General features: G+C 51.8%; 22 protein-coding genes. 17 read left to right on the top strand and 5 right to left on the bottom strand.

The features are described from left to right. Window positions 1-76 precede the first annotated feature (76 nt). Together rfbD and sstT are read left to right on the top strand one after the other, a co-directional pair. Window positions 77-922 (top strand): dTDP-4-dehydrorhamnose reductase, encoded by an 846-nt coding sequence (gene rfbD, locus P159_RS0103230; RefSeq protein ID WP_029541363.1) that lies wholly within the window; start codon window positions 77-79, stop codon window positions 920-922. Window positions 923-1,418: 496 nt separating this feature from the next. Beyond that, the gene (gene sstT, locus P159_RS0103225; protein ID WP_029541361.1) at window positions 1,419-2,666 is read left to right on the top strand and encodes a serine/threonine transporter SstT; all 1,248 of its coding nucleotides are present in this window, start codon (window positions 1,419-1,421) and stop codon (window positions 2,664-2,666) included. Window positions 2,667-2,845: 179 nt separating this feature from the next. On the opposite strand, the gene P159_RS0103220 is transcribed toward sstT, so the two are convergent. Beyond that, entirely contained in the window at window positions 2,846-3,190 is a 345-nt protein-coding gene (locus P159_RS0103220) for a cupin domain-containing protein (protein WP_029541360.1), read from the bottom strand. Window positions 3,191-3,276: 86 nt separating this feature from the next. On the opposite strand from P159_RS0103220, the gene P159_RS0103215 reads away from it, so the two are divergent. The 3 genes from P159_RS0103215 (at window position 3,277) to P159_RS0103205 (ending at window position 7,277) form a co-directional block, all read left to right on the top strand. Next, window positions 3,277-4,074 (top strand): YdcF family protein, encoded by a 798-nt coding sequence (locus P159_RS0103215; RefSeq protein ID WP_029541358.1) that lies wholly within the window; start codon window positions 3,277-3,279, stop codon window positions 4,072-4,074. Then, window positions 4,071-5,429, top strand: coding sequence for an MATE family efflux transporter (locus tag P159_RS0103210; RefSeq protein ID WP_029541356.1), 1,359 nt, complete (start codon window positions 4,071-4,073; stop codon window positions 5,427-5,429). The genes P159_RS0103215 and P159_RS0103210 overlap by 4 nt, the downstream gene beginning before the upstream one ends. 165 nt (window positions 5,430-5,594) lie before the next feature. Continuing rightward, window positions 5,595-7,277 (top strand): phospho-sugar mutase, encoded by a 1,683-nt coding sequence (locus P159_RS0103205; RefSeq protein ID WP_029541355.1) that lies wholly within the window; start codon window positions 5,595-5,597, stop codon window positions 7,275-7,277. Between the two features lie 215 nt (window positions 7,278-7,492). Here the strand turns inward: P159_RS0103205 and P159_RS0103200 are convergent, their stop codons facing one another. Both P159_RS0103200 and P159_RS0103195 read right to left on the bottom strand, forming a co-directional pair. Beyond that, window positions 7,493-8,830: a hypothetical protein gene (locus P159_RS0103200; RefSeq protein ID WP_029541353.1), complete on the bottom strand. Its 1,338-nt coding sequence runs from the start codon at window positions 8,828-8,830 to the stop codon at window positions 7,493-7,495. A 150-nt stretch (window positions 8,831-8,980) separates the two neighbouring features. Beyond that, complete coding sequence (locus P159_RS0103195; RefSeq protein ID WP_029541351.1) at window positions 8,981-10,531, bottom strand: DASS family sodium-coupled anion symporter; 1,551 nt, start codon at window positions 10,529-10,531, stop codon at window positions 8,981-8,983. A gap of 234 nt (window positions 10,532-10,765) precedes the next feature. Between P159_RS0103195 and rpsF the strand changes: the two genes are divergently transcribed. The 6 genes from rpsF (at window position 10,766) to P159_RS0103165 (ending at window position 14,045) form a co-directional block, all read left to right on the top strand. Beyond that, window positions 10,766-11,053: a 30S ribosomal protein S6 gene (rpsF, locus tag P159_RS0103190; protein WP_029541350.1), complete on the top strand. Its 288-nt coding sequence runs from the start codon at window positions 10,766-10,768 to the stop codon at window positions 11,051-11,053. Window positions 11,054-11,083: 30 nt separating this feature from the next. After that, window positions 11,084-11,524 (top strand): single-stranded DNA-binding protein, encoded by a 441-nt coding sequence (locus P159_RS0103185; RefSeq protein ID WP_029541348.1) that lies wholly within the window; start codon window positions 11,084-11,086, stop codon window positions 11,522-11,524. A 45-nt stretch (window positions 11,525-11,569) separates the two neighbouring features. Beyond that, on the top strand, window positions 11,570-11,800 hold the full coding sequence (gene rpsR / locus P159_RS0103180) for a 30S ribosomal protein S18 (RefSeq protein WP_029541346.1): 231 nt from the start codon (window positions 11,570-11,572) through the stop codon (window positions 11,798-11,800). Window positions 11,801-11,933: 133 nt separating this feature from the next. Further along, window positions 11,934-12,554, top strand: a complete 621-nt coding sequence (locus P159_RS0103175; RefSeq protein WP_029541345.1) for a DedA family protein — start codon at window positions 11,934-11,936, stop codon at window positions 12,552-12,554. A 161-nt stretch (window positions 12,555-12,715) separates the two neighbouring features. Next, complete coding sequence (locus P159_RS0103170) at window positions 12,716-13,144, top strand: PaaI family thioesterase (RefSeq protein WP_029541343.1); 429 nt, start codon at window positions 12,716-12,718, stop codon at window positions 13,142-13,144. 82 nt (window positions 13,145-13,226) lie between these two features. Beyond that, the gene (locus P159_RS0103165) at window positions 13,227-14,045 is read left to right on the top strand and encodes a hypothetical protein (protein WP_051650072.1); all 819 of its coding nucleotides are present in this window, start codon (window positions 13,227-13,229) and stop codon (window positions 14,043-14,045) included. A 62-nt stretch (window positions 14,046-14,107) separates the two neighbouring features. Here the strand turns inward: P159_RS0103165 and P159_RS0103160 are convergent, their stop codons facing one another. Beyond that, window positions 14,108-16,015, bottom strand: coding sequence for a flagellar hook-basal body complex protein (locus P159_RS0103160; RefSeq protein WP_029541341.1), 1,908 nt, complete (start codon window positions 16,013-16,015; stop codon window positions 14,108-14,110). 256 nt (window positions 16,016-16,271) lie between these two features. Next, window positions 16,272-16,469 carry a CopG family transcriptional regulator gene (locus tag P159_RS0103155; protein ID WP_029541339.1) on the bottom strand — a complete coding sequence of 66 codons (198 nt, stop codon included), beginning with the start codon at window positions 16,467-16,469 and terminating at the stop codon, window positions 16,272-16,274. 209 nt (window positions 16,470-16,678) lie between these two features. Here P159_RS0103155 and P159_RS0103150 point away from each other — a divergent pair, with 209 nt between their 5' ends. The 6 genes from P159_RS0103150 to P159_RS0103120 all read left to right on the top strand — a co-directional run bounded on the left by P159_RS0103150 (window position 16,679) and on the right by P159_RS0103120 (window position 20,925). Beyond that, window positions 16,679-17,017, top strand: coding sequence for a transposase (locus tag P159_RS0103150; RefSeq protein WP_029540641.1), 339 nt, complete (start codon window positions 16,679-16,681; stop codon window positions 17,015-17,017). Next, a complete protein-coding gene (locus P159_RS18260; protein ID WP_318253488.1) occupies window positions 16,920-17,828 on the top strand; it encodes an IS3 family transposase in 909 nt (302 codons plus the stop codon). Before P159_RS0103150 ends, P159_RS18260 begins: the two co-directional genes overlap by 98 nt. 280 nt (window positions 17,829-18,108) lie before the next feature. Continuing rightward, window positions 18,109-19,656 (top strand): flagellar hook protein FlgE, encoded by a 1,548-nt coding sequence (locus tag P159_RS0103140; protein ID WP_029541338.1) that lies wholly within the window; start codon window positions 18,109-18,111, stop codon window positions 19,654-19,656. 104 nt (window positions 19,657-19,760) lie between these two features. Further along, a complete protein-coding gene (locus P159_RS0103135; protein WP_029541336.1) occupies window positions 19,761-20,117 on the top strand; it encodes a type II toxin-antitoxin system RelE/ParE family toxin in 357 nt (118 codons plus the stop codon). Next, window positions 20,114-20,425, top strand: coding sequence for a helix-turn-helix domain-containing protein (locus tag P159_RS0103130; RefSeq protein WP_029541334.1), 312 nt, complete (start codon window positions 20,114-20,116; stop codon window positions 20,423-20,425). The genes P159_RS0103135 and P159_RS0103130 overlap by 4 nt, the downstream gene beginning before the upstream one ends. Window positions 20,426-20,682: 257 nt before the next feature. Further along, entirely contained in the window at window positions 20,683-20,925 is a 243-nt protein-coding gene (locus P159_RS0103120) for a hypothetical protein (RefSeq protein ID WP_029541331.1), read from the top strand. Window positions 20,926-20,942 lie beyond the last annotated feature (17 nt).

Genomic DNA, 20,942 nt, shown 5'->3' with positions numbered 1-20,942 from the left:
GGATTAACTACAGAGGTGGTAGAATTTACAAGCAGTGCAATAATATTTCTTTATCGTAGAAGGGGTCGATTCAATCGTGAAGATATTGGTTACTGGCGTGACGGGCCAGCTGGGGTATGATTGCGTGAAACAGCTGGAGAGCGAAGGGCAGGAAGTGCGGGGCGTTTCCAGCAAGGAGTTCCCTCTGACTGAGCCTGTGAAGATGGAGGCTTATCTGAAGAAATTCCGCCCCGAGGCGGTGATTCACTGTGCTGCCTATACAGCAGTGGATAAGGCTGAGGATGAGCCTGAGGCCTGCCGGGTGGTGAATAGTGAGGGCACCCGTGTACTGGCCAAGCTGTGCAGGGAGATTGACGCCAAGCTCATTTACATCAGCACTGATTACGTATTCCCAGGAACGGGAGAGGAAGCATACAGCGAGGACGCTCCTACTTCTCCCGTGAATGTCTATGGCGCTTCCAAGCTGGCAGGTGAGGAGGCCGTCAGGGAAATCCTCACGAAATACTTCATCGTGCGCATTTCCTGGGTCTTTGGCTACAATGGCAAGAACTTCATCCGCACTATGCTGAAGCTTTCCGAAAACCATGACAAGCTCACTGTGGTGGATGACCAGGTGGGGTCCCCAACCTACACCCGTGATCTGGCGGTGCTGCTGGCAGAGATGGTGACGTCCGACAAGTACGGCACTTACCACGCCACCAACGAGGGCTTCTGCTCCTGGGCTGACCTGGCTATCGAGACTTTCCGGCAGGCCGGGGTGAAGGTGGAAGTGGAGCGGGTCACCTCTGACAAGTTCCCCACCAAGGCTGTCCGGCCCCATAACTCGCGCATGAGCAAGGAGGCTTTGGACAGGGCAGGGTTCAACCGTCTGCCTAGATGGCAGGATGCGGTGGGAAGATATCTTATCGAACTTCAAAAGTAAAATACGGCTGTTCATTTTCTTTGGCGCAAAGAAAACGAACCAAAAGGTAAATATGCCAGTGGCATATTTACCGGCCTTGCATTTCATCCTGAAATCCAACGGCCGCAAGAGCGCCCATCCATGGGCGCCGGAGTGCGATACTGTCCTTCGTGAGAGTACATCACTGTGTGGTGTACTCTTTTTTTACTACAGGGAAAAGAAAATCCTCTCTGTGCGTACAAAAATGGCAAAAATCTCTTGTTAAGATGTAATGTTTCTGATATACTTACACAAGTAGTAATACAAGTGGACTAATATACAATAAGGAAGGATGGTGTGGGGAACTGGTAGAAAATAAATTAAACAAGATTGCGTAGGATGAATTTTCACTGTCAAGGCAGAGGAGTGAGGCGTAGCGGCGCTACGTCGAACGACGATAACGCAGACAGGGGGAATTCAGACAAGCAAGATGTTTAATTTATTTGCGGACAGTTCCCTAAAAGAGGGGATGTCTAAGATGTTGAAGAAAGTAAGCAAGAAATATCAGGAAACAGCCCTGATCAAGCTCATCGCCATGGGCCTGGTAGTGGGCATCCTGCTGGCGCTGTTTGCACCGGCAGCAATCCCAGTGGTTTCCGTTTTCGGTGACCTGTTCGTCAAGGCCTTGAAGGGCGTGGCACCCATTCTGGTGTTCGTGCTGGTCATGAACGCCATGGCCCAGAAAAGCGCCGATGCCAGTGCGGCTATGAAGCCCATTGTGCGGCTTTATGTGTTCGCTACGTTTTGCGCCTCCCTGGTGGCGGTGCTTTACTCCTTTGCTTTTCCCACGGCTTTGCAGCTGGCGGTGACGGATGCCGAGGTGGCGCCTCCCTCCGGCATTCTGGAAGTGCTCCACAACCTGATTCTCAGTGTGGTGGACAACCCCATCCATGCTTTGGCCAGCGCCAACTACATCGGTATCCTGGCCTGGGGTGTGCTGGCAGGCATCGCCCTGCACTCTGCTTCAGACAGCACCAAGGAGATGCTGTCTGACCTGGCCAAGACTGTGACCAAGATTGTCCAGTGGGTCATCCGCTTTGCTCCCTTCGGCATCATGGGCCTGGTGGCCAATGCCATCGGCGAGAGCGGTCTTTCCTCCATGGTGAGCTACCTGCAGATCCTGGCAGTGCTCCTGGGCGCTTTCTTCACGGTGGCTCTGATCATGAACCCGTTGATCGTGTACCTGCACCTGCACAGGAATCCGTATCCGCTGGTTTGGACTACTTTGAAGGAAAGCGGCGTCTATGCGTTCTTCACCAGAAGCTCTGCTGCCAATATTCCCGTGAACCTCTCTCTCTGTGAGCGCCTGGGGCTGAATCCGGATACTTATTCCATTTCCATTCCTCTTGGCGCTACCATCAACATGAGCGGCGCGGCCATCACCATCGCGGTGCTGTCCCTGGCAGCTGCCCACACCATGGGGATAAGCGTAGACCTGCCCACGGCTCTCCTGCTGTGCATCGTGTCCACGGTAGGCGCTTGCGGCGCTTCCGGCGTAGCCGGCGGCTCCCTGCTGCTGATTCCCGTGGCCTGCTCCTCCTTCGGCATCGGCAATGACATTGCCATGCAGGTGGTAGCAGTAGGCTTCATCATCGGCGTACTGCAGGATTCCTGCGAGACGGCTCTCAACAGCTCCTCCGACGTGCTGTTCACCGCCACGGCGGAGCTTTCCCAGAAGGCCAAAGAAGGCACGCTGACGGCTGACGATATGGTGCCGAATAAATAAAAAGAGGCTTGCTCAACCAAGTTGGAAGAGCAAGCCTTTCAATTATGATAAAACCAAGGCAAATGCCCGGCGCTCATGGATGAGCGCCAAAAGCGGCCCTTCGTGTTTGAGGATCAAACCGGGGCCGCTGTTTCTTTTGGTTCGTTTTCTTTGCGCCAAAGAAAATGAACAGACGAACCTTACTTGTTAATAATCAACGCAGTGAAGACAAGGTCTTCCGTGCTGGATGCATTGGCAATCCCGTGCTTCTCCCCTTCGGGGCAGAAAGTGGTAGTCCCTGCCCCAATCTCTTTCTCCGTGCCATTGTCATTGTATACGGCCTTGCCGGAGAGGATATGATAGGCCTCTGTATTCCCTTTATGCTCATGTACCCCGATGGAGCAGAGGGGCGGGATGATGACCTTGGAGAACATGGCGCACTTGCCGTCAAGTTCCTCCTGACCCAGCAGATGAACGATGGTGATGGTGCCCTTGCCGCCGGCTTTTTCTGTAGCCTGTACGGGTTTTGCTTCAATAAATGCCATAGCAAACTCTCCTTTTCTTTTGGAAATTATTTTGGTAGAATAATATATACTATTTTAGCATTTATTCCCGCGGAGGTACATAAATAATGGTATATTTGCTCAAATTCGGCGCGAGTTTCATTCTGCCGCCGGGCATTTTCATAGTCTTTCTCTTTTTCTACAGCATTCATCTTTGGAAGCATTCCGCCAGTGGCGGCGGCATTTACGGCTGGCAGAGGCCTACGCTCAGAAAGAAGGTGGCTGCCATGCTGATGGCCTTCACGATTATTTTCTATTTGTTCTGCACGCCCTGGATGGCGGAAAAGGCCATGGGTTGGCTGGAAGGGGAGTATCAGCCGCCCAAGAAAGCCACGGGTGATGTGGTCATCATGCTGGGGGGCGGTGCCTATGCGGATACCCCGGATGTGAGCGGCCAGGGCACCCTCTGCGCCGCACCTTCGGCGCGGCTCCTGACGGCGGTGCGGCTCCAGCGGCAGCTGGATGTGCCTATCCTCCTTTCCGGCGGGCAGGTCTATGAGGATACGGGGGCTGAGGCAAAGATTGCCAAGCGCATCCTGATGGATCTGGGGGTGCCGGAGGAGAAAATCCTGGTGGAGGACCAGAGCCTCAATACCACCCAGAATGCCCGCTACTCTGCCCAGATCATGCAGGAAAAGGGGCTGAAAAATCCCGTGCTGGTGACTTCTGCCTTCCATATGAAGCGGGCTATGCTGAATTTCCAGAAGCAGGGCTATGAACCTGTGCCCTTCCCATCTGATTACCGCACGGGTAAGAAACACGTCTTCCACTACGTGAAGCTGCGTCCTTCCGTGGATGCCATGTATGACAATGCGGTGGTCCTGCAGGAGACTTTGCGGACTCTTGTGACGAGGTATTTTGAATGAGTGCAAGTACGAAGAATCTCACAGAGGGTGAGCCCTGGCGGCTCATTCTCTTTTTTACTCTCCCCCTGATTGCGGGGAATATTTTCCAGCAGCTATACGGCTTTGTGGATACCCTCATCGTGGGGCGCATCCTGGGGGTGGAGGCCCTGGCGGCGGTGGGCTGTACGGGGCCACTGCTGTTCCTGATTATGGGCTTTGCCATGGGTACCACTTCGGGGCTGTCTATCTATACGGGGCAGCGCTTCGGAGCAAAAGACGAGAAGGGGGTGCGCCAGAGCGCGGCGGCCTGCCTGTTGCTGACTCTGGCTATTGCCATAGTGATGACGGTGCTGGCCTACGGTCTCTGTCATCAGCTGCTAGTCTGGATGGAAACGCCGCCGGAAATCATGGACAATGCTTACGCCTTCATCAGCATCATCTTTGGCTGGCTGGTGGTGCCCTTCTTCCTGCTGATGATTACCAATATGGTGCGGGCCCTGGGGGACAGCCGTATGCCTACGGTAATCCTGGCCTTTGCCCTGACCTGCAATATCATCCTGGAACCTGTCTTCATCATGTTCTTCGACTGGGGGGTGCCCGGAGCGGCCTGGGCGGTGATTGCTGCCCAGAGCCTGGGCGTGGCGGCGTCAATACTCTACATCTGCAAGAAGGTGCCTGCCCTGCACATCCAGAGGGAGGACTGGCATCTGACCAAGGAAATCCTCTGGGGGCATCTGCGCATCGGCCTGCCCATGGGCTTCCAGACTTCCATCATCGCCATCGGTGCAGTCATCCTGCAGGTGGCGCTGAACAATCTGGGGCCGGTGGCGGTAGCTTCCTATGCCGCCTCCCAGAAGGTTGACTCCCTGGCCCTTATGCCCATGATGTCCTTCGGCATGGCCATGGCGGCCTACACTGCCCAGAACTACGGGGCGCGGAAGTTCCACCGCATCAGCGAGGGCGTGAAGAAATGCGTCTATATGTCCGTGGGCTTTGCCATTGTGATGGGCATCATCAATGCCCTTTTCGGTCCCTGGCTGGTGGGGATGTTCGTCACGGAAGAGGCGGAGCAGGTGGTTGAGTACGGCAGCATGTACCTGCTGATCCAGGGCTCCTGCTACTGGGTGCTGGCTCTCCTCTTCATCTTCCGCAGTGTCCTGCAGGGCATAGGCCAGAGCGTGGTGCCTACCTTCGCTGGCATCATGGAGCTCCTGATGCGCGCCGGTGCCGCCCTGATACTTTGCGAGATGTGGGGTTATCTGGGAGCCTGCTGGGCCAGCCCTTTGGCCTGGATTGGTTCGGCGCTGCCCCTGATGATTGCCTTTTACTTCACCAGGAAGTCTTTCATCAGGAAAGGCATGCGGGAAATGGCGTGAAACTTGGCCTTCCCCTCAAGGGGAAGGCTTTTATGGACAAATGTCTTTATAAGTATTAAAATACAAGGCAGGGAGGATTTTCTCCCTGCCTTGTCGTATATACATTATAGTATGTAGCAATGCAGATGAAGTATCAATTTTTTTACGGGAAGGGTGGATCAATTTATGTATCAGGACGAATACAAGCGCTGGCTTGAGGCGGATCTCATTGACTGTGACTTGGGAAAAGAACTGAGGGACATTCAGGGGGACGATGAGGCCATCAAGGAGCGTTTTGCTGCTTCCCTGCAGTTCGGTACTGCAGGTCTGCGCGGCACTCTCGGTGCCGGCACCAACCGCATGAACATCTGGGTGGTGCGACAGGCTACCCAGGGTGTGGCTGACTGGGTGAAAGGCGAGGGCGGCACTCAGACGGTAGCTATCAGCTACGATACCCGCCTCAAGGGCTGGACTTTTGCCAAGGAGGCCGCAGGCGTGCTGGCTGCCAATGGCATAAGTGTCCGCATCTACGATGAGCCCATGCCGGTACCTGCCCTGTCCTTTGCCACCCGCTTCTACAAGGCAAATGCAGGCATCATGGTCACCGCCAGCCACAATCCGGCCAAGTACAACGGTTACAAGGCCTACGGCCCGGACGGTTGCCAGATGACGGATGATGCTGCCGATGTGGTTTACAATGCCATCCAGAAGACGGATGTGCTCACCGGGGCAAAGTACATGTCCTTTGCTGAGGGCGTGGAAAAAGGCCTGATCAAGTTTGTGGGCGAGGACTGCAAGGACGGCCTCTATGAGAATATCGAGGCTTGCCAGGTGCGCCCGGGCCTTTGCAAGACTGCTGGCCTGAAACTGGTTTATTCCCCGCTGAACGGCACCGGCCTGGTGCCTGTGACCCGGGTGCTGCGTGACATCGGCATTGACGATGTGACCATCGTGCCGGAGCAGGAGTATCCCAACGGCTACTTCACCACCTGTTCCTATCCGAATCCTGAGATCCTGGCTGCCATGGAAAAGGGCGTGGAGCTGGCCAAGCAGGTGGGGGCAGATTTGATGCTGGCCACCGACCCGGATGCTGACCGTGTGGGCATCGCCATGAAGTGCCCGGATGGCTCCTATGAGCTGGTGTCCGGCAATGAGATGGGCGTGCTGCTCCTTGACTATATCTGCGCCGGCCGTCAGGAAAAGGGCACCATGCCCAAGGACCCTGTGGCTGTGAAGTCCATCGTTTCCACCCCGCTGGCTGATGCCGTGGCCAAGCACTATGGCGTAGAGCTTCGCCATACGCTGACCGGCTTCAAGTGGATTGGCGACCAGATCCTCCAGCTGGAGGGCAAGGGCGAGGAGAACCGCTTCATCTTCGGTTTCGAGGAAAGCTACGGCTATCTGGCCGGCCCCTACGTCCGTGACAAGGATGCCGTAGTAGCTTCCATGCTGATTTGCGAGATGGCAGCTTACTACAGGAGCAAGGGTTCTTCGATCAAGGCCCGCCTGGAGGAAATCTACAGCCAGTACGGCCGTTACCTGAACAAGGTAGACAGCTTCGAGTTCCCGGGCCTGTCCGGCATGGACAAGATGAAGGGCATGATGGAGAACCTGCGCAAGGATCCCATCAAGGAACTTGCTGGCAAGAAGGTCGCGAAGGTCATTGACTACCTGGACACCGCTGCCACCGGCCTGCCTAAGTCCAATGTGCTGACTTATGAGCTGGAGGATGGGTCCAGCGTGATTATCCGTCCTTCCGGGACGGAGCCGAAGATCAAGGCTTATTATACTACCAAGGGGAAGGATCTGGCGGAAGCTGAGGCTGCTAAGGAAGCGTTGGCTGCTGCTGTTAAGCCGTATCTGTCATAAACGTTTCGGCTGTTCATTTTCTTTGGCGCAAAGAAAACGAACCAAAAGAAAACGTGGACTGAAATCACATCGTGTGATTTCCGCGTCCACGGGGCCCATCCATGGGCCCTGGGGTTCGGGGGTTCGACCTCGCCGCCTTTGGCGGCATCGGGGTTCGGATAGTTCGAGCAATAAAAAAGAGCCTTAACGGCTCTTTTTTTATTGCTATTTTTGCTTCAGTTATCCCAGAAGCATAGCATCCTTTCTGCCTGGGCCTCCTGCTTTTCTGCCTCTACTTCCTGGGTGATGTTGAGGTCTTTCTGCCCATATCCGTCGGTCAGATTGATATTTTTGGACAGCCATTCGTCGGAGAAGAGGGGCTTGTCTATGAGGATGGCCCTGATCTGTGCCCGGACTTTGTCTATGGCGGCTTTGTCCTGAGAGGACAGGAGGAAATCTCCCAGCAGGCGGCCTACGGTCTGCATGGAAGGTTCTTTCAGGGCACGGGTGGTGGGGTCAAGGGCGGAGAGGCGCAGGATGGGGAAGGTGAGGCCTTCGTCGGAGGTTAGCATCTTTTCGCCTTTCACCAAGAGGCCGGCTTCTTCCAGTTTCTCAGCCATTTTTTCCGGGGCTTTGCCTTCGGGCAGACGGGCCAGTACCAAGTGGCTTTCGGTGTCGCCACAGAGGGTTTTGAGGCCGGCATCGCGCAGGCCTTTCTGCAGGGCACGGGCGTTTTTCAGCACCTGTTCGCAGCAGGCTTTGTAGGGGGCAGCGCCTGCTTCCAGGAAGGTGGTGGCAAGGGCTGCCAGGACGTTTTTCTTCACCATGGCATGGCCTGTTTCCAGCACAGCCTTGTCCATTCTGTCAGCCAGCTCCCTGGTGGTGAGGATGACGGCACTCTGGGGGCCGTGGAGGGCATCGTTGGTGGGGAAGGTCACCACATCGGCATAAGGTATGGGGGAGGGAGCGCAGCCGGCGGCTACTGCGCCGCCGTTCTGGCCGATGTCCACCCAGAGATAGGCTCTCACGCCTTTGGCGATGTCATGCAGCTTCTCGAAATCCATCTGCCGGGGATAATTGACAGGAGAGTAGATGATCAGCCTGGGCTTCCGGGCCTGGGCAATCTTCTCCACCCTCGCCAGGTCTATGAGTTCTGTGTCCGGGTCAATGCTGAAATTCAGGAACTCAAAATTCATCCAGTCCCCGCTGCAATGCTCAGATTTGCGCCGGTTGAAGGAAAGCACCGTGCCTCCCTCCTGCAGCAAGGCATGGAAGACCACCCGGGAAGCGGAAGTGATATCCGACAGCCGCACGATGGCATGGTCTGCCCCAAAGAGTTTTTCAGCCCGGTGGGCGGCGATGTCTTCCAATTTCACACGCGAGTTCACGGCATGATGGTCAAGGTATCCATTGCCGAAGATGCTGCCCTTCAAATAAGCGCAGAAGGGAGAAACAGCATTGGAGGTAGGCAAAAGGGAAAGGGTAAACCGCTGCCGCTGCACCTCCTCCTGCAGCAGCCCATATATTTCCGGATCAAAAGCCGAAAGGCTTTCAGTAAGTGTCTGATTCTGCATAAGGAACCTCCTTAAGAGCCTTCAAACTAACGAACCCCGGCGCCCATGGATGGGCGCTTCCTGTGGCCCTTCGTGTTTGAGGATTAAACCGGGGCCACTGTTTTCTTTTGTTACTTTTCTTTGCGCCAAAGAAAAGTAAAAGCCGAAGGCTTAACCTGTTATCCAGTTAACAAAGTAGATGGCAAGAGGAATGGTCACGCACGCAATCCCTATAAAGTCGATATAGACGCCAGTCTTTATCATCTTCGTAATAGGAATATACCCCGACGCATACACAATGGCATTAGGCGGTGTGGACACCGGCAGCATAAACCCAAGTGAAGCCGACAGGGCAATGCCCACAGACACGGGTATGGGGCTGATGCCTGCGGAAAGGGCTGCCGTGATGGCCAGGGGCCCAATCATATTGGTAGCCGCCGTATGGCTGGTGAGCTCGGAGAGCAAGAGCGCCATGACTGAGAAAATGGCCACCATGGCCACCTCAGAGGGTGCCCCGCCCATGGAGCTGACAATGAGGTCGCCCACCCACTGGGAAAGGCCCGTCTTGTACATCATGCCGCCCATGGCAAGACCGCCGCCAAAGAGAATCAGAGTGCCCCACTCGATGCCCTGCATGGCCTCGGACCATTTCAGGGTGAACTGACGCTCCTTGAAATTCACTGGCAGGAGGAAGAGCAGAAGGGCGCCAGCCATGGCTGCGATGGCCTCGGGGAAGAGGAGGTTATACATTTTCAGCATGGGGTCTGTGCTGCCAAAAGCAATGGACATGAAGCCCGGCAGCACCCAGAGCGTCACTGCCACGATGAAGGCCAGCAGAGTGTTCTTCTGGGCACGGGTCCAGCTTCCCAGTTCGTCCCGCTTGGTCTTGATAAAGACATCTGCCCCCTCGATGCGGGTGACATCAGCAGGGAACAAATGGGAAAGCACCACATAGGCAATGGCGAAATAAACTACCATGGCAATGAGGCCCCAGGTCATCCACTGGAAGAAGGATACATGGATGTCGCACATGGTATCCAGGAAACCCAGCATGATAAGGTTCGGAGGAGTGCCAATGGGGGTCAGTACGCCGCCGATGGAGCAGGAGTAGGCCGTCATCAGCATGAGGCCGGTGGCGTACTTGTACTCGTGGAGATGGATTTCCCTGCCATTGGCAGCAAACATTTCTTTTATAGAAGTCAAAAGTCCAAGGCAGATGGGGAACATCATGGCGGCGGTGGCAGTGTTGCTGACCCAGCCGGAGCACAGGGCTGCTGCCAGGCCTACCGCCAGGAAAATCCTTTTGGGATTGGAGCCCACCCACTCACGGGACAACAGCCAGTAGGCAAAGCGCTTATCAAGGCCGTGGGTCATCATGGCCTTGGCCAGGATAAAGCCGCCCATGAAGAGGAAAATCATGGAGTTGGCGAAGGCTGCAAAGGCCGTGCCCACGGGCACCACACCAGTAATGACCGCCAGGGTGGGACCGATAAGGGAGGTCACCGGTATTGGCACGGGCTCCGTGATCCACCAGAGAGCTACCAATACCATGATGGCTAAAAGCTTGTGAGCTTCCAAGGTAAGTCCGGCAATGGGAGTCATGAAAACCAGCACAGCCAGGATGGGAGCACCGAAAAGACCTATGGTGCGCCGTTTGCGGTCAAAGGCCTCTTCGGCCTTTTTGACAGCATCTGCTTCGCTTTGTCGCTTGTCCAAGTTCATACGCCTCCTTCATATGTAGTGAGAGAAAGTTGCTTACTTTATTGTTCTTGCTGAGACGGCTTTTCCCTGCTTTGGCGAAGATTTTATTCAGCTATGAAAAAACTCTTGCACAACCCTTGTAATGATGGTATAATTCTCTAGTCGTAATTAACGCAAGGTTTATGTAAGGAAACTTATTGAACCTCTGCCCCGGGCACAGACCCGTGGCCAATGACCAGAGAGGGAGGTGATTTCGTGAGAAAGTACGAGATCATATTCATCGTTAAGCCGATGGAGGAGGAAGCTACCAACGCTGTCATCGAGAAGTTCTCGAACCTCATCAAGAAAAACGGCGGTACGATCGAAAATGAAGATCGCTGGGGCAAGAAGCGTCTTGCCTATGAGATCAAGGATTGCGCTGAAGGCTTTTACTGCCTGTTCAACGTTGCGTGCGAGCCTGCCGTTGTGGCTGAGTGCGACCGCGTGATGAAGATTACGGACGAGCTCCTCAAGCACATGATCGTCAAATCCGACGAAGAGTAATATCTTAAATCCAGTCAGGGAGGATTTGCCATGAACAAAGTTGTGCTTATTGGCCGCCTGACGCGTGATCCGGAACTGCGCTATACTCAGTCCGGCAAGGCGTTTGCGACCTTTACTCTTGCAGTAGACCGCCGCTTCCGCAGACAAGCGGAGCAGAACGGCCAGCCCACCGCTGACTTCATCCCCTGCATGGCATGGGATAAGCTGGCGGAGATAATTGGCAACAACCTTGCCAAGGGCCGCCGTGTAGGCGTGGAGGGTCGTCTTCAGACCCGTACCTATGAGGCTCAGGATGGTTCCAAGCGCAGCGCCTTTGATGTGGTGCTGGACGAGCTGGAATTCCTTGATCCCAAGGGCTCTGCACCGCAGGGTGGGTTCGGCCAGGGCTACGGCGCCCCGGCACCTCAGGCACAGCAGGCACCGGCCGATAATTTCGGCCCCAATATCTCTGACGAGGAAATCCCATTTTAAGGGACTGAACGCATAAGTCCCTAAAGGCAAGGAGGGAAAGAATCGATGAGAAGAGACAGAGGCAGAAGGCCCCGCAGGAAAGTTTGCTCTTTCTGCGTGGACAAGGTCGAGCATATCGACTATAAGGATGTAGCTAAGCTCCGCCGTTTCGTGACTGAGCGCGGCAAGATCCTGCCCCGCCGTATTTCCGGCAACTGCGCAAAGCATCAGCGTCAGGTGACCGTGGCTATCAAGCGTGCACGCAACATTGCACTGCTGCCCTTCACCGCTGAGTAAGCGATATCAAGGCGTCAGCCCCTTTCGGGGAGGGCGTCTTTTTATTTTTGCTTTTTTCATGGAAAAAACAAAAATAATGCTGTATAATGCCTCTTAGAGTTAGTGTTAATGTAAGAAAGGACGATAGAGAAATATGGAGAGCTTTTCCGGGGTATTCCTGCAGTTCATTGCTGACTGGGGCTATGTGGCAGTGGCAGTGCTGATGGCAGCTGAGAACGCCTGCATTCCCATTCCCAGCGAGCTGATCCTGGGCTTTGCTGGTTTTATGATCTTTTCCGGAGATATGACTTTTATTGGTGCTTTGAACGCCGGCATGATTGGCGGCATCGTGGGCTCGGTCTTTGCCTATGCCGTGGGGCATAAGGGCGGCCGCAGCTTCGTAGATAAATACGGCAAGTATTTCTTCGTGAAGAAGAGCCATGTGGATATTGCCCAGAACTGGTTTGACAAATATGGCCTGAAGGCTGTGTTCTTCAGCCGCATGTTGCCTGTGGTGCGCACTTTCATCTCCCTGCCTGCAGGCTTTGCCCATGTGGACTTCAAGCGCTTCATCATCTACACCATCGCCGGCAGCCTGCCCTGGACGGCCCTCATTCTTTTTGCAGGCATGATGCTGGGCAAGAGCTGGGAGGTCATGCTGGCTGTGGGCCATCAGGCCAGCCTTGTCTTTGTAGGCGTGTGCGCAGTGGTGATTGGTGTGCTGTATTTGCGTCACCGCAAAGCGCAGGCACGAACGAAAGCACAGGTCGAATAATGATTGCCTTCCCCTTGAGGGGAAGGTGCCCCGCAGGGGCGGATGAGGTGTTGCGTTTCAGGTTATGTTAGCTAAACGAGCTGGGTTCCACCTCATCCGTCACCCCTTCGGGCTGCCACCTTCCCCTCAAGGGGAAGGCTTTTTCTATGAGGAGCTATACCATGATCGAAGAACAGAATTTAACCGAACGCCAGCGCCAGATTATCCGCTTTTTCCATCAGAATACCTTTGCTGACCACATGAACGTGGAGGTGGTGCCAGAAGAAGGAGGCAGCGTCCATCTGGAACTGGTGGTGGAGGAATACCATACTAATCTCTACAATATCGTCCATGGCGGAGTGCTCATGACCCTGGCAGATACCGCCATGGGGGCGGCCTGCCTGGAACTGGGCAAGAAGGTGGTCACCATGCAGCTGGGGACAGAGTTCCTGCACTCGGTGCCGCTCACGGAGCGGATCATCACCAAGGCGAAGGTGCTTCACGATGGACGCCGCACTATGGCCTGCGAGTGCGAAATGCTGAGCCGGGAAGGCAAGCTCTTTGCCAAAGCTCATGGAACTTTCTACGTTTTGGGACAACTTGAAGAATAATATTACTTCATTATGTTTTCAGCATGATATGGTAGAATTACGCTCGTATTTTGTGATATATGGGAAAATAGGAGCTGAAAACATGATTCAGATACAGACTGTCAATATGGTGAAGAAGATAGGGGCTGGCCTTTGTTTGGCAGCCCTCCTTGCCATGCCTGCTGCACCTCAGGCTGAGGCGGCGGTGAGCCTGCCGGAAAAGACTTTCCAGTGGGTGCAGTCCACCTCCCGCCAGAACTACTACTTCAATATGGAGCAGATGTGCTATGCGGTGAACGCACAGGGGCATATCGACCTCAATCACCTGATCGTGCCTACTGTCCGCACTTATGATGCTGTGCAGATAGAGGATGTACGTTCCAAGCGTCGTTGGAACGGCCTTTCTCTGGACGGTTATGGCGATCTGGTGGGGGCGGCTGAGTATCTGGATTTTGACCTCAAAAATAAAACCGTTACCATAAGCCAGCATGATGATCTGGACAGCGGCTTCGGTGTCATCAACTCGGTGAAGCCCGTCGAAAAAGACGGGGGCGTCATCAAGCTGGAGAACCTTTCAGAAAAAGATGTGGATGGCAAGTTCTACGCCGCCATCCTCAAGTATGCCGAGGCTCATCAGGACGAACTCATCGCCCGCACCCGGGGGACTCTCACCCATGAAGATGAGCTGAAACTGGAAGCGAAGAAGCACCCGGAAAAAGGCCTTTCCAAGGCAGAGCTTGCAGCAGCCCACAAGAACAGGCAGGCGGCCATAGAAAAGGCAGCGAGGGAACTGGAACACAAGAAGGCCAAGGCCGAGAGGCTGAGAGATAAGGCTAATGCGGCTGTTGCCGAGGCAGAGAAGGCTGAAGCAGAGATGAATGAAGCAGCGGACAAACTGGCGCTGCTGCAGATAACAGAGTGATGAGCATAATAAAGGGAGCAAGCCCGATGGTGGGCTTGCTCCCTGTTTGCTATGCAGTTATTTTATCTCTTCATATTGATGACGGTCTCAAGCATTTCGTCGCCTACGGTAATCATCTTGGAGTTGGACTGGAAGCCGCGCTGGGTGATGATCATGTCTGCGAATTCGTTGGCGATATCCACGTTGGAGAGTTCCAGAGCAGACGGCGTAATCTTTACGCCTAAGTCGGTAGTGGTTTTCACATTGGGGGTACCGGAGTTGCTGGAGGCCTGATAGAGGGAACTGCCGGTCTTGGTGAGGCCTGCGGCATTGGTGAACTGAGCCACAGCTACCTGAGCCTCTGCCTGCCGGACACCGTTGGTATAGGTGCCGTAGATGGTGCCGGTGGTGTCAATGGAGATGCTCTCCAGCGTACCAGCGGCATAACCATCAGTGGTGCCGTTGACGGTGTTGTTGCCAGCGAACTGGGTGAGGGAAGCGAAATCAAGGGTTACAGTCTGCGTGCCGCGTGAACCATTGGTAAGGGTAAGGACGCTGGTTCTGCCGCCGAGATTTCTGGTGGCGTCGGTATCATATTTGCCCATTGTAGTGAAATCTACTGTCGTATCTGACATAGTCACAGTCGTGGTAGTTCCATCGGCTTCGGAAAGGGTTACAGTGCCGCTTCCGTTTGTAGCAAGGGATACAGTCCAAGAGTTACCGCTGGTGCTGTCAATAGCTGTTTTTGTGAAATATACAGGCAGACTATGCACGTTGCCCAAAGTATCATAGATGGTTAAAGTAGTAGTGATAGGAAGACTCTCACCCTCACAGAAGGTGCCGCTGGTCTGGCTTATCTTGGTGCCGTCACTCATCGTCATAGTAATGGGGTTAGTTATGCTGGCAGTTTTGGGAGTAACAGTAGTGCCGCCAGTATAGGTTGCAGCAGTACTGGCAGCTGTAGTACTGGTAGCGGGCGTTTTAAGGGCTACGGTCTGCGTATTCCCTTCAGAATCTTCCAAGGTAATTGTGGTGTCACCGGAGGCTACTGCCTTGGAGAAGGTGTAGGTTCTTTCGCTATAGAAAGTACCGCTGGTAATCTCATAGTCGTTGGTGCCGTCATTTATGATGACTGTATTGCTAGCTGAAGCCTTGGTTTTTGTGAAGTCAGTAGAGGTGCCGCCTGTGACAGAAGTAACAGCCGTATCGGCAGCAACAGCAGTCGTATTGGCATCAACGGTAATAGTTTGTTCATTGCCATCTGAATCCTTGACTTTCATAGATGTGGCACTAGCAGTATATGCCGCTGATACAGTATACGTTTCTTTGGTAGAAAAAGTTCCAGAAGTAGCAAGATATTCGACACCGTTTATGGTAAGGGTGACTTTATCGGCGGCGGAAGCTGTAAGTGTGCCTTCTGCTGTACCGCCATCCATGGAGGCAATGGTAAGTGCAGCTGCGTTAAGGTTGTTGGCATAATTGGCCATGACGGTAGCGGAAGCTGCCATGCTCTTTCCTACCTGCACATTGATATCAGTTACCGCAGTGCTGGTGTCGAGAGCACCGTCTGTCCCGTTCCAACCTTGTACCTTGAAGCCGCTGCCCGGCAGCACATAGTTGCCGTCCCCGTCAAACTCGAAAGCGCCGTTGCGGGTGTAGTAAGTCTGGTTGCCTTCCTTGATTACGAAAAGGGCGTTGCCAGAGAGACAGAGGTCAGTATTCTTGCCCGTGGATTGCACGGAGCCATCGGTGAAGAGGGTATCAATGCTGCTGACAGAGGAACCGAGGCCGATTTGCTTGGGGTTGGTGCCACCCAGGTTGTCAGTACCACCAGTAGCCGCACTGATGGTCTGATTCAGGGTGTCCACAAAGTTCACCCGGCCTGACTTGAAGCCGGTGGTGTTCACGTTTGAAATGTTGTTGCCTATGACATCCATGCGGGTCTGGTGGTTCTTAAGGCCGGAAACGCCGGAAAACAGTGAGCGCATCATAATATATCGTCTCCTTTTTTATAGTCATTAGGCGAGCCGACTTTCCCTGTCATTTTTGCCTGTAATTCATGCTTGATTTAACATGATTTTCATCCGTGTTTTCTTTTCAATTTTTATATCGGAAAAACGTCTTTTGAACTTAATGATTACAACTATTGTTTTTTGAAAAAACATAAAAATTAAACATAATTTATAACATAAAAACGAGGCTTATTCTGACAGTCAGAATAGCCTCGTTTTTTTGATTATCTGAATCTTATTTCTCAGTGACAACCTCGCTGTTAGCCAGCGCGAAGTCAAGTAGCAAGCCGATTAGCTCGTTCCTAGTCCTCCCCGTGACATCCGAAAGTCGCCCTATTTCATCCACCGTATCTTCCTTCAAACGTACCGAAAAAACCTTGTAGCCATCGGTGCCTCTGGCGTTCTTTTTGGTAATCAATAATTTCTCTGCCATTATCACATCACCTCGATATAATTCTAACAGTTTTAAAGTTAATTTTATATGTTATTTTAATCAAAGAAATTATGTTTATTCTTTAACATTAATTAGGTGATTTTTAAAAGGAAAAATCACTGTATAATGGGCCCATGAATTCAGACCAGTACTGAAAATTTTAAGAGTGCATGATATAGTATAGGTAACGAAAATTGGAGGTTGCCATTATGCCAAGAAAAAAGTACACTGCTGAATTCAAGACCAAGATTGTTTTGTCAATTCTTCAAGGCGACAAGGAATTCAATGTCATCTGCTCTGAAAACGGCCTGAATCCAAACATGGTCAGAAAATGGAAGCAAGAATTCTTGCAGAATGCCTATCTCGCCTTTGGCGCAGACTCTGAGCGTAAGGCCGTTCAGAGGAAGGAGGACGACCTGAAGAAAAAGAATGACCAAATGCTAAAGACCATTGGTCAGCTTACGCTTGAACGCGACTTTCTTCAGGACTGCTTTCGCCAGGCTGGGGAGACCATCCCACGAATCCCGGAATATGATCCGAAAGGGTAATGGTCTTTCCATACGCCGTCAGTGCGAGCTGCTGGGACTAAACCGCTCAAGCCTATATTACACGCCCACTGAACCAGATAAAGCTGCTGTCAAGCTTGATGAAGCCTTAATGGCACGTATCGACTACTGGCATACCAGGTGTCCTTATCTCGGCTCTCGTAAGATTGTTGCCAAACTGCAGGAAGAAGGTTTTTCAGCCTGTCGCAAGACAGTACGGCGACTTATGCTGAAGATGGGCATCTATGCCGTTTACCCTAAACCTAATCTGTCCAAGCGCAATTTCAAGGAGTCTATCGTGCCTTATCTGTTACGCAATTATAATGTGTCTTTCCCCAACCAGGTGTGGTCCATTGACATCACCTATATTCCGATGCCACATGGACACATGTATCTGACTGCAATAATTGATTGGTATAGCCGGCGGCTGGTCGGCCATTATCTTTCAGATAGTCTGGAAGCAGAATCTGTCATTTATGCCGTAAAGGAAACCGTTAAGGCATGTGGCGTTCCAGCCATCATCAATTCAGACCAGGGCAGCCAGTTTACCAGTGATGACTACAAAGACCTGCTTCGTAGCCTTAACATCCGTCAAAGCATGGATGGCAGGAGCCGCTGGGCTGACAACATCATGATTGAACGCTGGTTTCGCAGCCTCAAAACGGAGCAGCTCTATCCTAACGAATACCGTACGCCAAGAGAGCTTCGCCGCCTGATCAACCAATACGTGGATGATTACAACAATATACGTCCCCACGAGGCTTTAGGCTACAAGGTTCCTAACGAATTCTATTTTGGCTGCTTCGCTGCGTAGGATACTCTGTTCACTGACACTCTTAAAATTTCAGGATGTGGTCTTGACAAGGGGCCCATTATACTGTAATTTATGTATTTTTACGTGGTGATTTTTATGTTGAAAATTTTTAACATAAAAATATTTAAGTTTTTCTAAGTTTTATACGATATATATGTCGTAACATAAGTATGTTATAAATCATGTGATAAACAGGGAAGAACAGGGCCGTCAGGCCACGCCGACAGGGAACGTCGCAAGGAGCTGCCTATCTATACATAATAAGGAGATGTGATTTACTATGATGCGTTCGCTCTTCTCAGGCGTATCCGGCCTCAAGAACCACCAGACGAGAATGGATGTCATTGGCAACAACATTTCTAATGTCAATACCACAGGGTTCAAGTCCAGCCGCGTGACTTTTGCTGATACCTTGAATCAGACTATGAGCGGTGCTGCAGCACCTACTGGAACAAAAGGCGGTGTAAATGCCAAGCAGGTAGGATTGGGTTCTGGTGTGGCTAGCGTAGATTTGCTTTTTAGCGATGGTTCCGTGCAGTCAACAGGTAAGAACACAGATTTGTGTATCTCAGGTAATGGACTTTTTGTGGTAAAAGACAACAAACAGACATACTATACTCGCAATGGTGACTTTGAATTTGATGCTGATGGCAACTATGTAATGCCTGGCAGTGGTCTTAAAGTGCAGGGATGGATGGCGGATGATAGTGGTGCCCTTAGTACTACGGGCCCAACAACGGATATTGTTGTAAAGCTAGGACAGACCATGGCGGCAGAAGCAACAAGCACAGCTACATATACAAATAATCTTGATGCTGATGTGCCTGTAATTACATCGTATTCTTTTGTTAAGCCTTCTGATGGCACTACACATACAGAAACCACTGCAGGAAAATACATTGGGGCTTCATCTGAGCAGCCAGTGACTTTGTATTTTAGTGATGGCAGTAAAATGACTGTTAATTCAGGAAGGTATGTTATTGGTCGTTCTATGCCTCAGACTACAGCCTGGACTTATTATGATAGCCTAGGGGTAGAACATACATCTACTGTTTTGTTTGAGAAAAGTGTTGTAGCAGACCTAACTTATACTAATGAGGAAGGGAATCCTGTAACTAAAAAAGCCACGGCGTGGGTAATGTCCTTGCCAGAAGCGACTGTGAATGAAGCCGATGGGTCTACGTCCACTTATACTTTGGGATCTACAACGATAACTTTTGATTATGACGGTATTATCAGGGAAGGTACTTTTAGTGGAACAGAAACATTGGTTGCTGATACAAATTCGGAGGTAACTATCACTACACCTCCAGGGGCGCTTGATGGTGACAGCGTCAAAAAAAGCTCTTTGTCTGTTACGCATACGGCTCCCAATGGCTCTTCGACCCCACAGAGCATAAGTCTGGAATTAGGCGATTTGACTCAGTATGCTGGTATGAATACCATCAATGGCGATGCTGATGGCAATGCGGCGGGGTCTCTCGAAAGCATTTCTATTGATAGTTCCGGGGTTATCATGGGAACTTACACAAACAGTGTTCAGAAGGCAGAAGCACAGGTAGCTATTGCTCAGTTCACTAATGCTTCTGGTCTCACTAAGACCGGCAGTTCGCTGTATCAGACCTCTAACAACTCTGGTGCAGCAAACGTAAAAACTGCTACCGATCTTGGCGTGAAGATTACGCCATCCGCTCTGGAAATGTCCAACGTAGACATCGCCAACGAATTTGCAGATATGATCATCACCCAGCGCGGCTTCCAGTCTAATTCAAAGATTGTCACCGTAGGTGACGAGATGTTGGAGACCGTCATCAATATGAAGAGGTAAAGTTAGCCACATAAGTAAAAGAGGAGCAGGCCCGGCGGGCCTGCTCCTCTTTTGCTTGCTGAACCCTATCAAATAGGGTATAATATAAACAAAGGGGCGAGAATATGCTGGTATCACGAGAGTTTATACATGGCAAGAAATTTGATGAACAGTGGAAGGCTCTGGGGCTAACCGATGAACACATGAAGGAACTGCAATCTATATTGCTGGACAATCCTAAAGCCGGTGCTGTTATGCGTGGCACTGGCAGGTTGCGGAAAATGCGTTTTTCCTACGGGAATCGGGGGAAATCTCACTGTGCCCGTGTATGTTATGTGGACTTTGAAATCCACGGACGTATTTTTCTGGTCATGGTATTTGCGAAGAACGAGATGGAAAATCTCTCACAGGCAGAGCGGAACGGTTTGAAAGCCTTGATTGAGCGTTTGGAAAAGAGTATGCAGAAGGGAGTAACAAAATGAGCAGGACTTATGATATGATAGCTGGTTCATTAAATGAACTTATTGCTGATTATGAAGAAAATAATGGGGCTAACCTTACCCATGAAACTCTAACCATAAACATTGCCCCTGCCCGCAAGTTCAGCGGTGCTGAGGTGCGCAGCATTCGCTTGAAGAACAACCTAACCCAGGCTGTCCTTGCTAAATACCTCTGTGTCAGCAAGAAAACCATAGAAGCATGGGAATCGGGTCGGAATACACCCAATGGACCATCTAGCCGTCTTCTGGAACTGCTGGACAGACAGGCTGTTTCCATTGTCACGGCATAAATGCAGCCATGCCAACGAATTTGCAGATATGATTATCACCCAGCGCTGCTTACAGTCCAACTCTGACGTAGACTGCATAATAGGACCGATAGCTGACCGCCGGGTTCGTGAAGATGCTTTGGATTGCGAAGAGGGAAAACTTAGCAAGTTTGAGTTTTTGCAAAATATTTCTGAAAAATCGTTAGGGATGCAGTATGTCTTTAAGACAGAGAAATCTCTATCTTACCTGAAAATATTACAAGTGGAGGTGTTTTGAAATGGTTCTCGACAGGTATGCCCGCAAAATGAGCGACCAGCGGTATTATTTCTGTTATACCGTATTGGAATTGGTAAAACGTGGCTACAGCGGCAAAGAAGCCAAGGCCATGGTGAAGGCATCTCCCCTGACGCAGCAAATAAACAGTCCGGAATCATGGGCTTATATGCATGACATGGGTAAACGTGATTGGGCTGACATGGTAGAAAAATGTCACAATCTGGCAAGACGTGGCAGACTGTAAATCGCAGCTTTGATTCT

Origin of the sequence: Selenomonas sp. AB3002, from assembly GCF_000702545.1 — a bacterium.
In the GTDB taxonomy this organism is placed as follows: domain Bacteria; phylum Bacillota; class Negativicutes; order Selenomonadales; family Selenomonadaceae; genus Selenomonas_B; species Selenomonas_B ruminantium_A.
The sequence above is the reverse complement of the archived record's forward strand: the minus strand, read 5'-3'. Positions and strand labels throughout refer to the sequence as shown.

Coding starts and splice junctions, on each gene's coding strand:
- sstT (WP_029541361.1), top strand. CDS start 1,419: ATGTTGAAGAAAGTAAGCAAGAAATATCAGGAAACAGCCCTGATCAAG.
- P159_RS0103220 (WP_029541360.1), bottom strand. CDS start 3,190: ATGGCATTTATTGAAGCAAAACCCGTACAGGCTACAGAAAAAGCCGGC.
- P159_RS0103215 (WP_029541358.1), top strand. CDS start 3,277: ATGGTATATTTGCTCAAATTCGGCGCGAGTTTCATTCTGCCGCCGGGC.
- P159_RS0103210 (WP_029541356.1), top strand. CDS start 4,071: ATGAGTGCAAGTACGAAGAATCTCACAGAGGGTGAGCCCTGGCGGCTC.
- P159_RS0103205 (WP_029541355.1), top strand. CDS start 5,595: ATGTATCAGGACGAATACAAGCGCTGGCTTGAGGCGGATCTCATTGAC.
- P159_RS0103200 (WP_029541353.1), bottom strand. CDS start 8,830: ATGCAGAATCAGACACTTACTGAAAGCCTTTCGGCTTTTGATCCGGAA.
- P159_RS0103195 (WP_029541351.1), bottom strand. CDS start 10,531: ATGAACTTGGACAAGCGACAAAGCGAAGCAGATGCTGTCAAAAAGGCC.
- P159_RS0103185 (WP_029541348.1), top strand. CDS start 11,084: ATGAACAAAGTTGTGCTTATTGGCCGCCTGACGCGTGATCCGGAACTG.
- rpsR (WP_029541346.1), top strand. CDS start 11,570: ATGAGAAGAGACAGAGGCAGAAGGCCCCGCAGGAAAGTTTGCTCTTTC.
- P159_RS0103175 (WP_029541345.1), top strand. CDS start 11,934: ATGGAGAGCTTTTCCGGGGTATTCCTGCAGTTCATTGCTGACTGGGGC.
- P159_RS0103170 (WP_029541343.1), top strand. CDS start 12,716: ATGATCGAAGAACAGAATTTAACCGAACGCCAGCGCCAGATTATCCGC.
- P159_RS0103165 (WP_051650072.1), top strand. CDS start 13,227: ATGATTCAGATACAGACTGTCAATATGGTGAAGAAGATAGGGGCTGGC.
- P159_RS0103160 (WP_029541341.1), bottom strand. CDS start 16,015: ATGATGCGCTCACTGTTTTCCGGCGTTTCCGGCCTTAAGAACCACCAG.
- P159_RS0103155 (WP_029541339.1), bottom strand. CDS start 16,469: ATGGCAGAGAAATTATTGATTACCAAAAAGAACGCCAGAGGCACCGAT.
- P159_RS0103150 (WP_029540641.1), top strand. CDS start 16,679: ATGCCAAGAAAAAAGTACACTGCTGAATTCAAGACCAAGATTGTTTTG.
- P159_RS0103140 (WP_029541338.1), top strand. CDS start 18,109: ATGATGCGTTCGCTCTTCTCAGGCGTATCCGGCCTCAAGAACCACCAG.
- P159_RS0103135 (WP_029541336.1), top strand. CDS start 19,761: ATGCTGGTATCACGAGAGTTTATACATGGCAAGAAATTTGATGAACAG.
- P159_RS0103130 (WP_029541334.1), top strand. CDS start 20,114: ATGAGCAGGACTTATGATATGATAGCTGGTTCATTAAATGAACTTATT.
- P159_RS0103120 (WP_029541331.1), top strand. CDS start 20,683: ATGGTTCTCGACAGGTATGCCCGCAAAATGAGCGACCAGCGGTATTAT.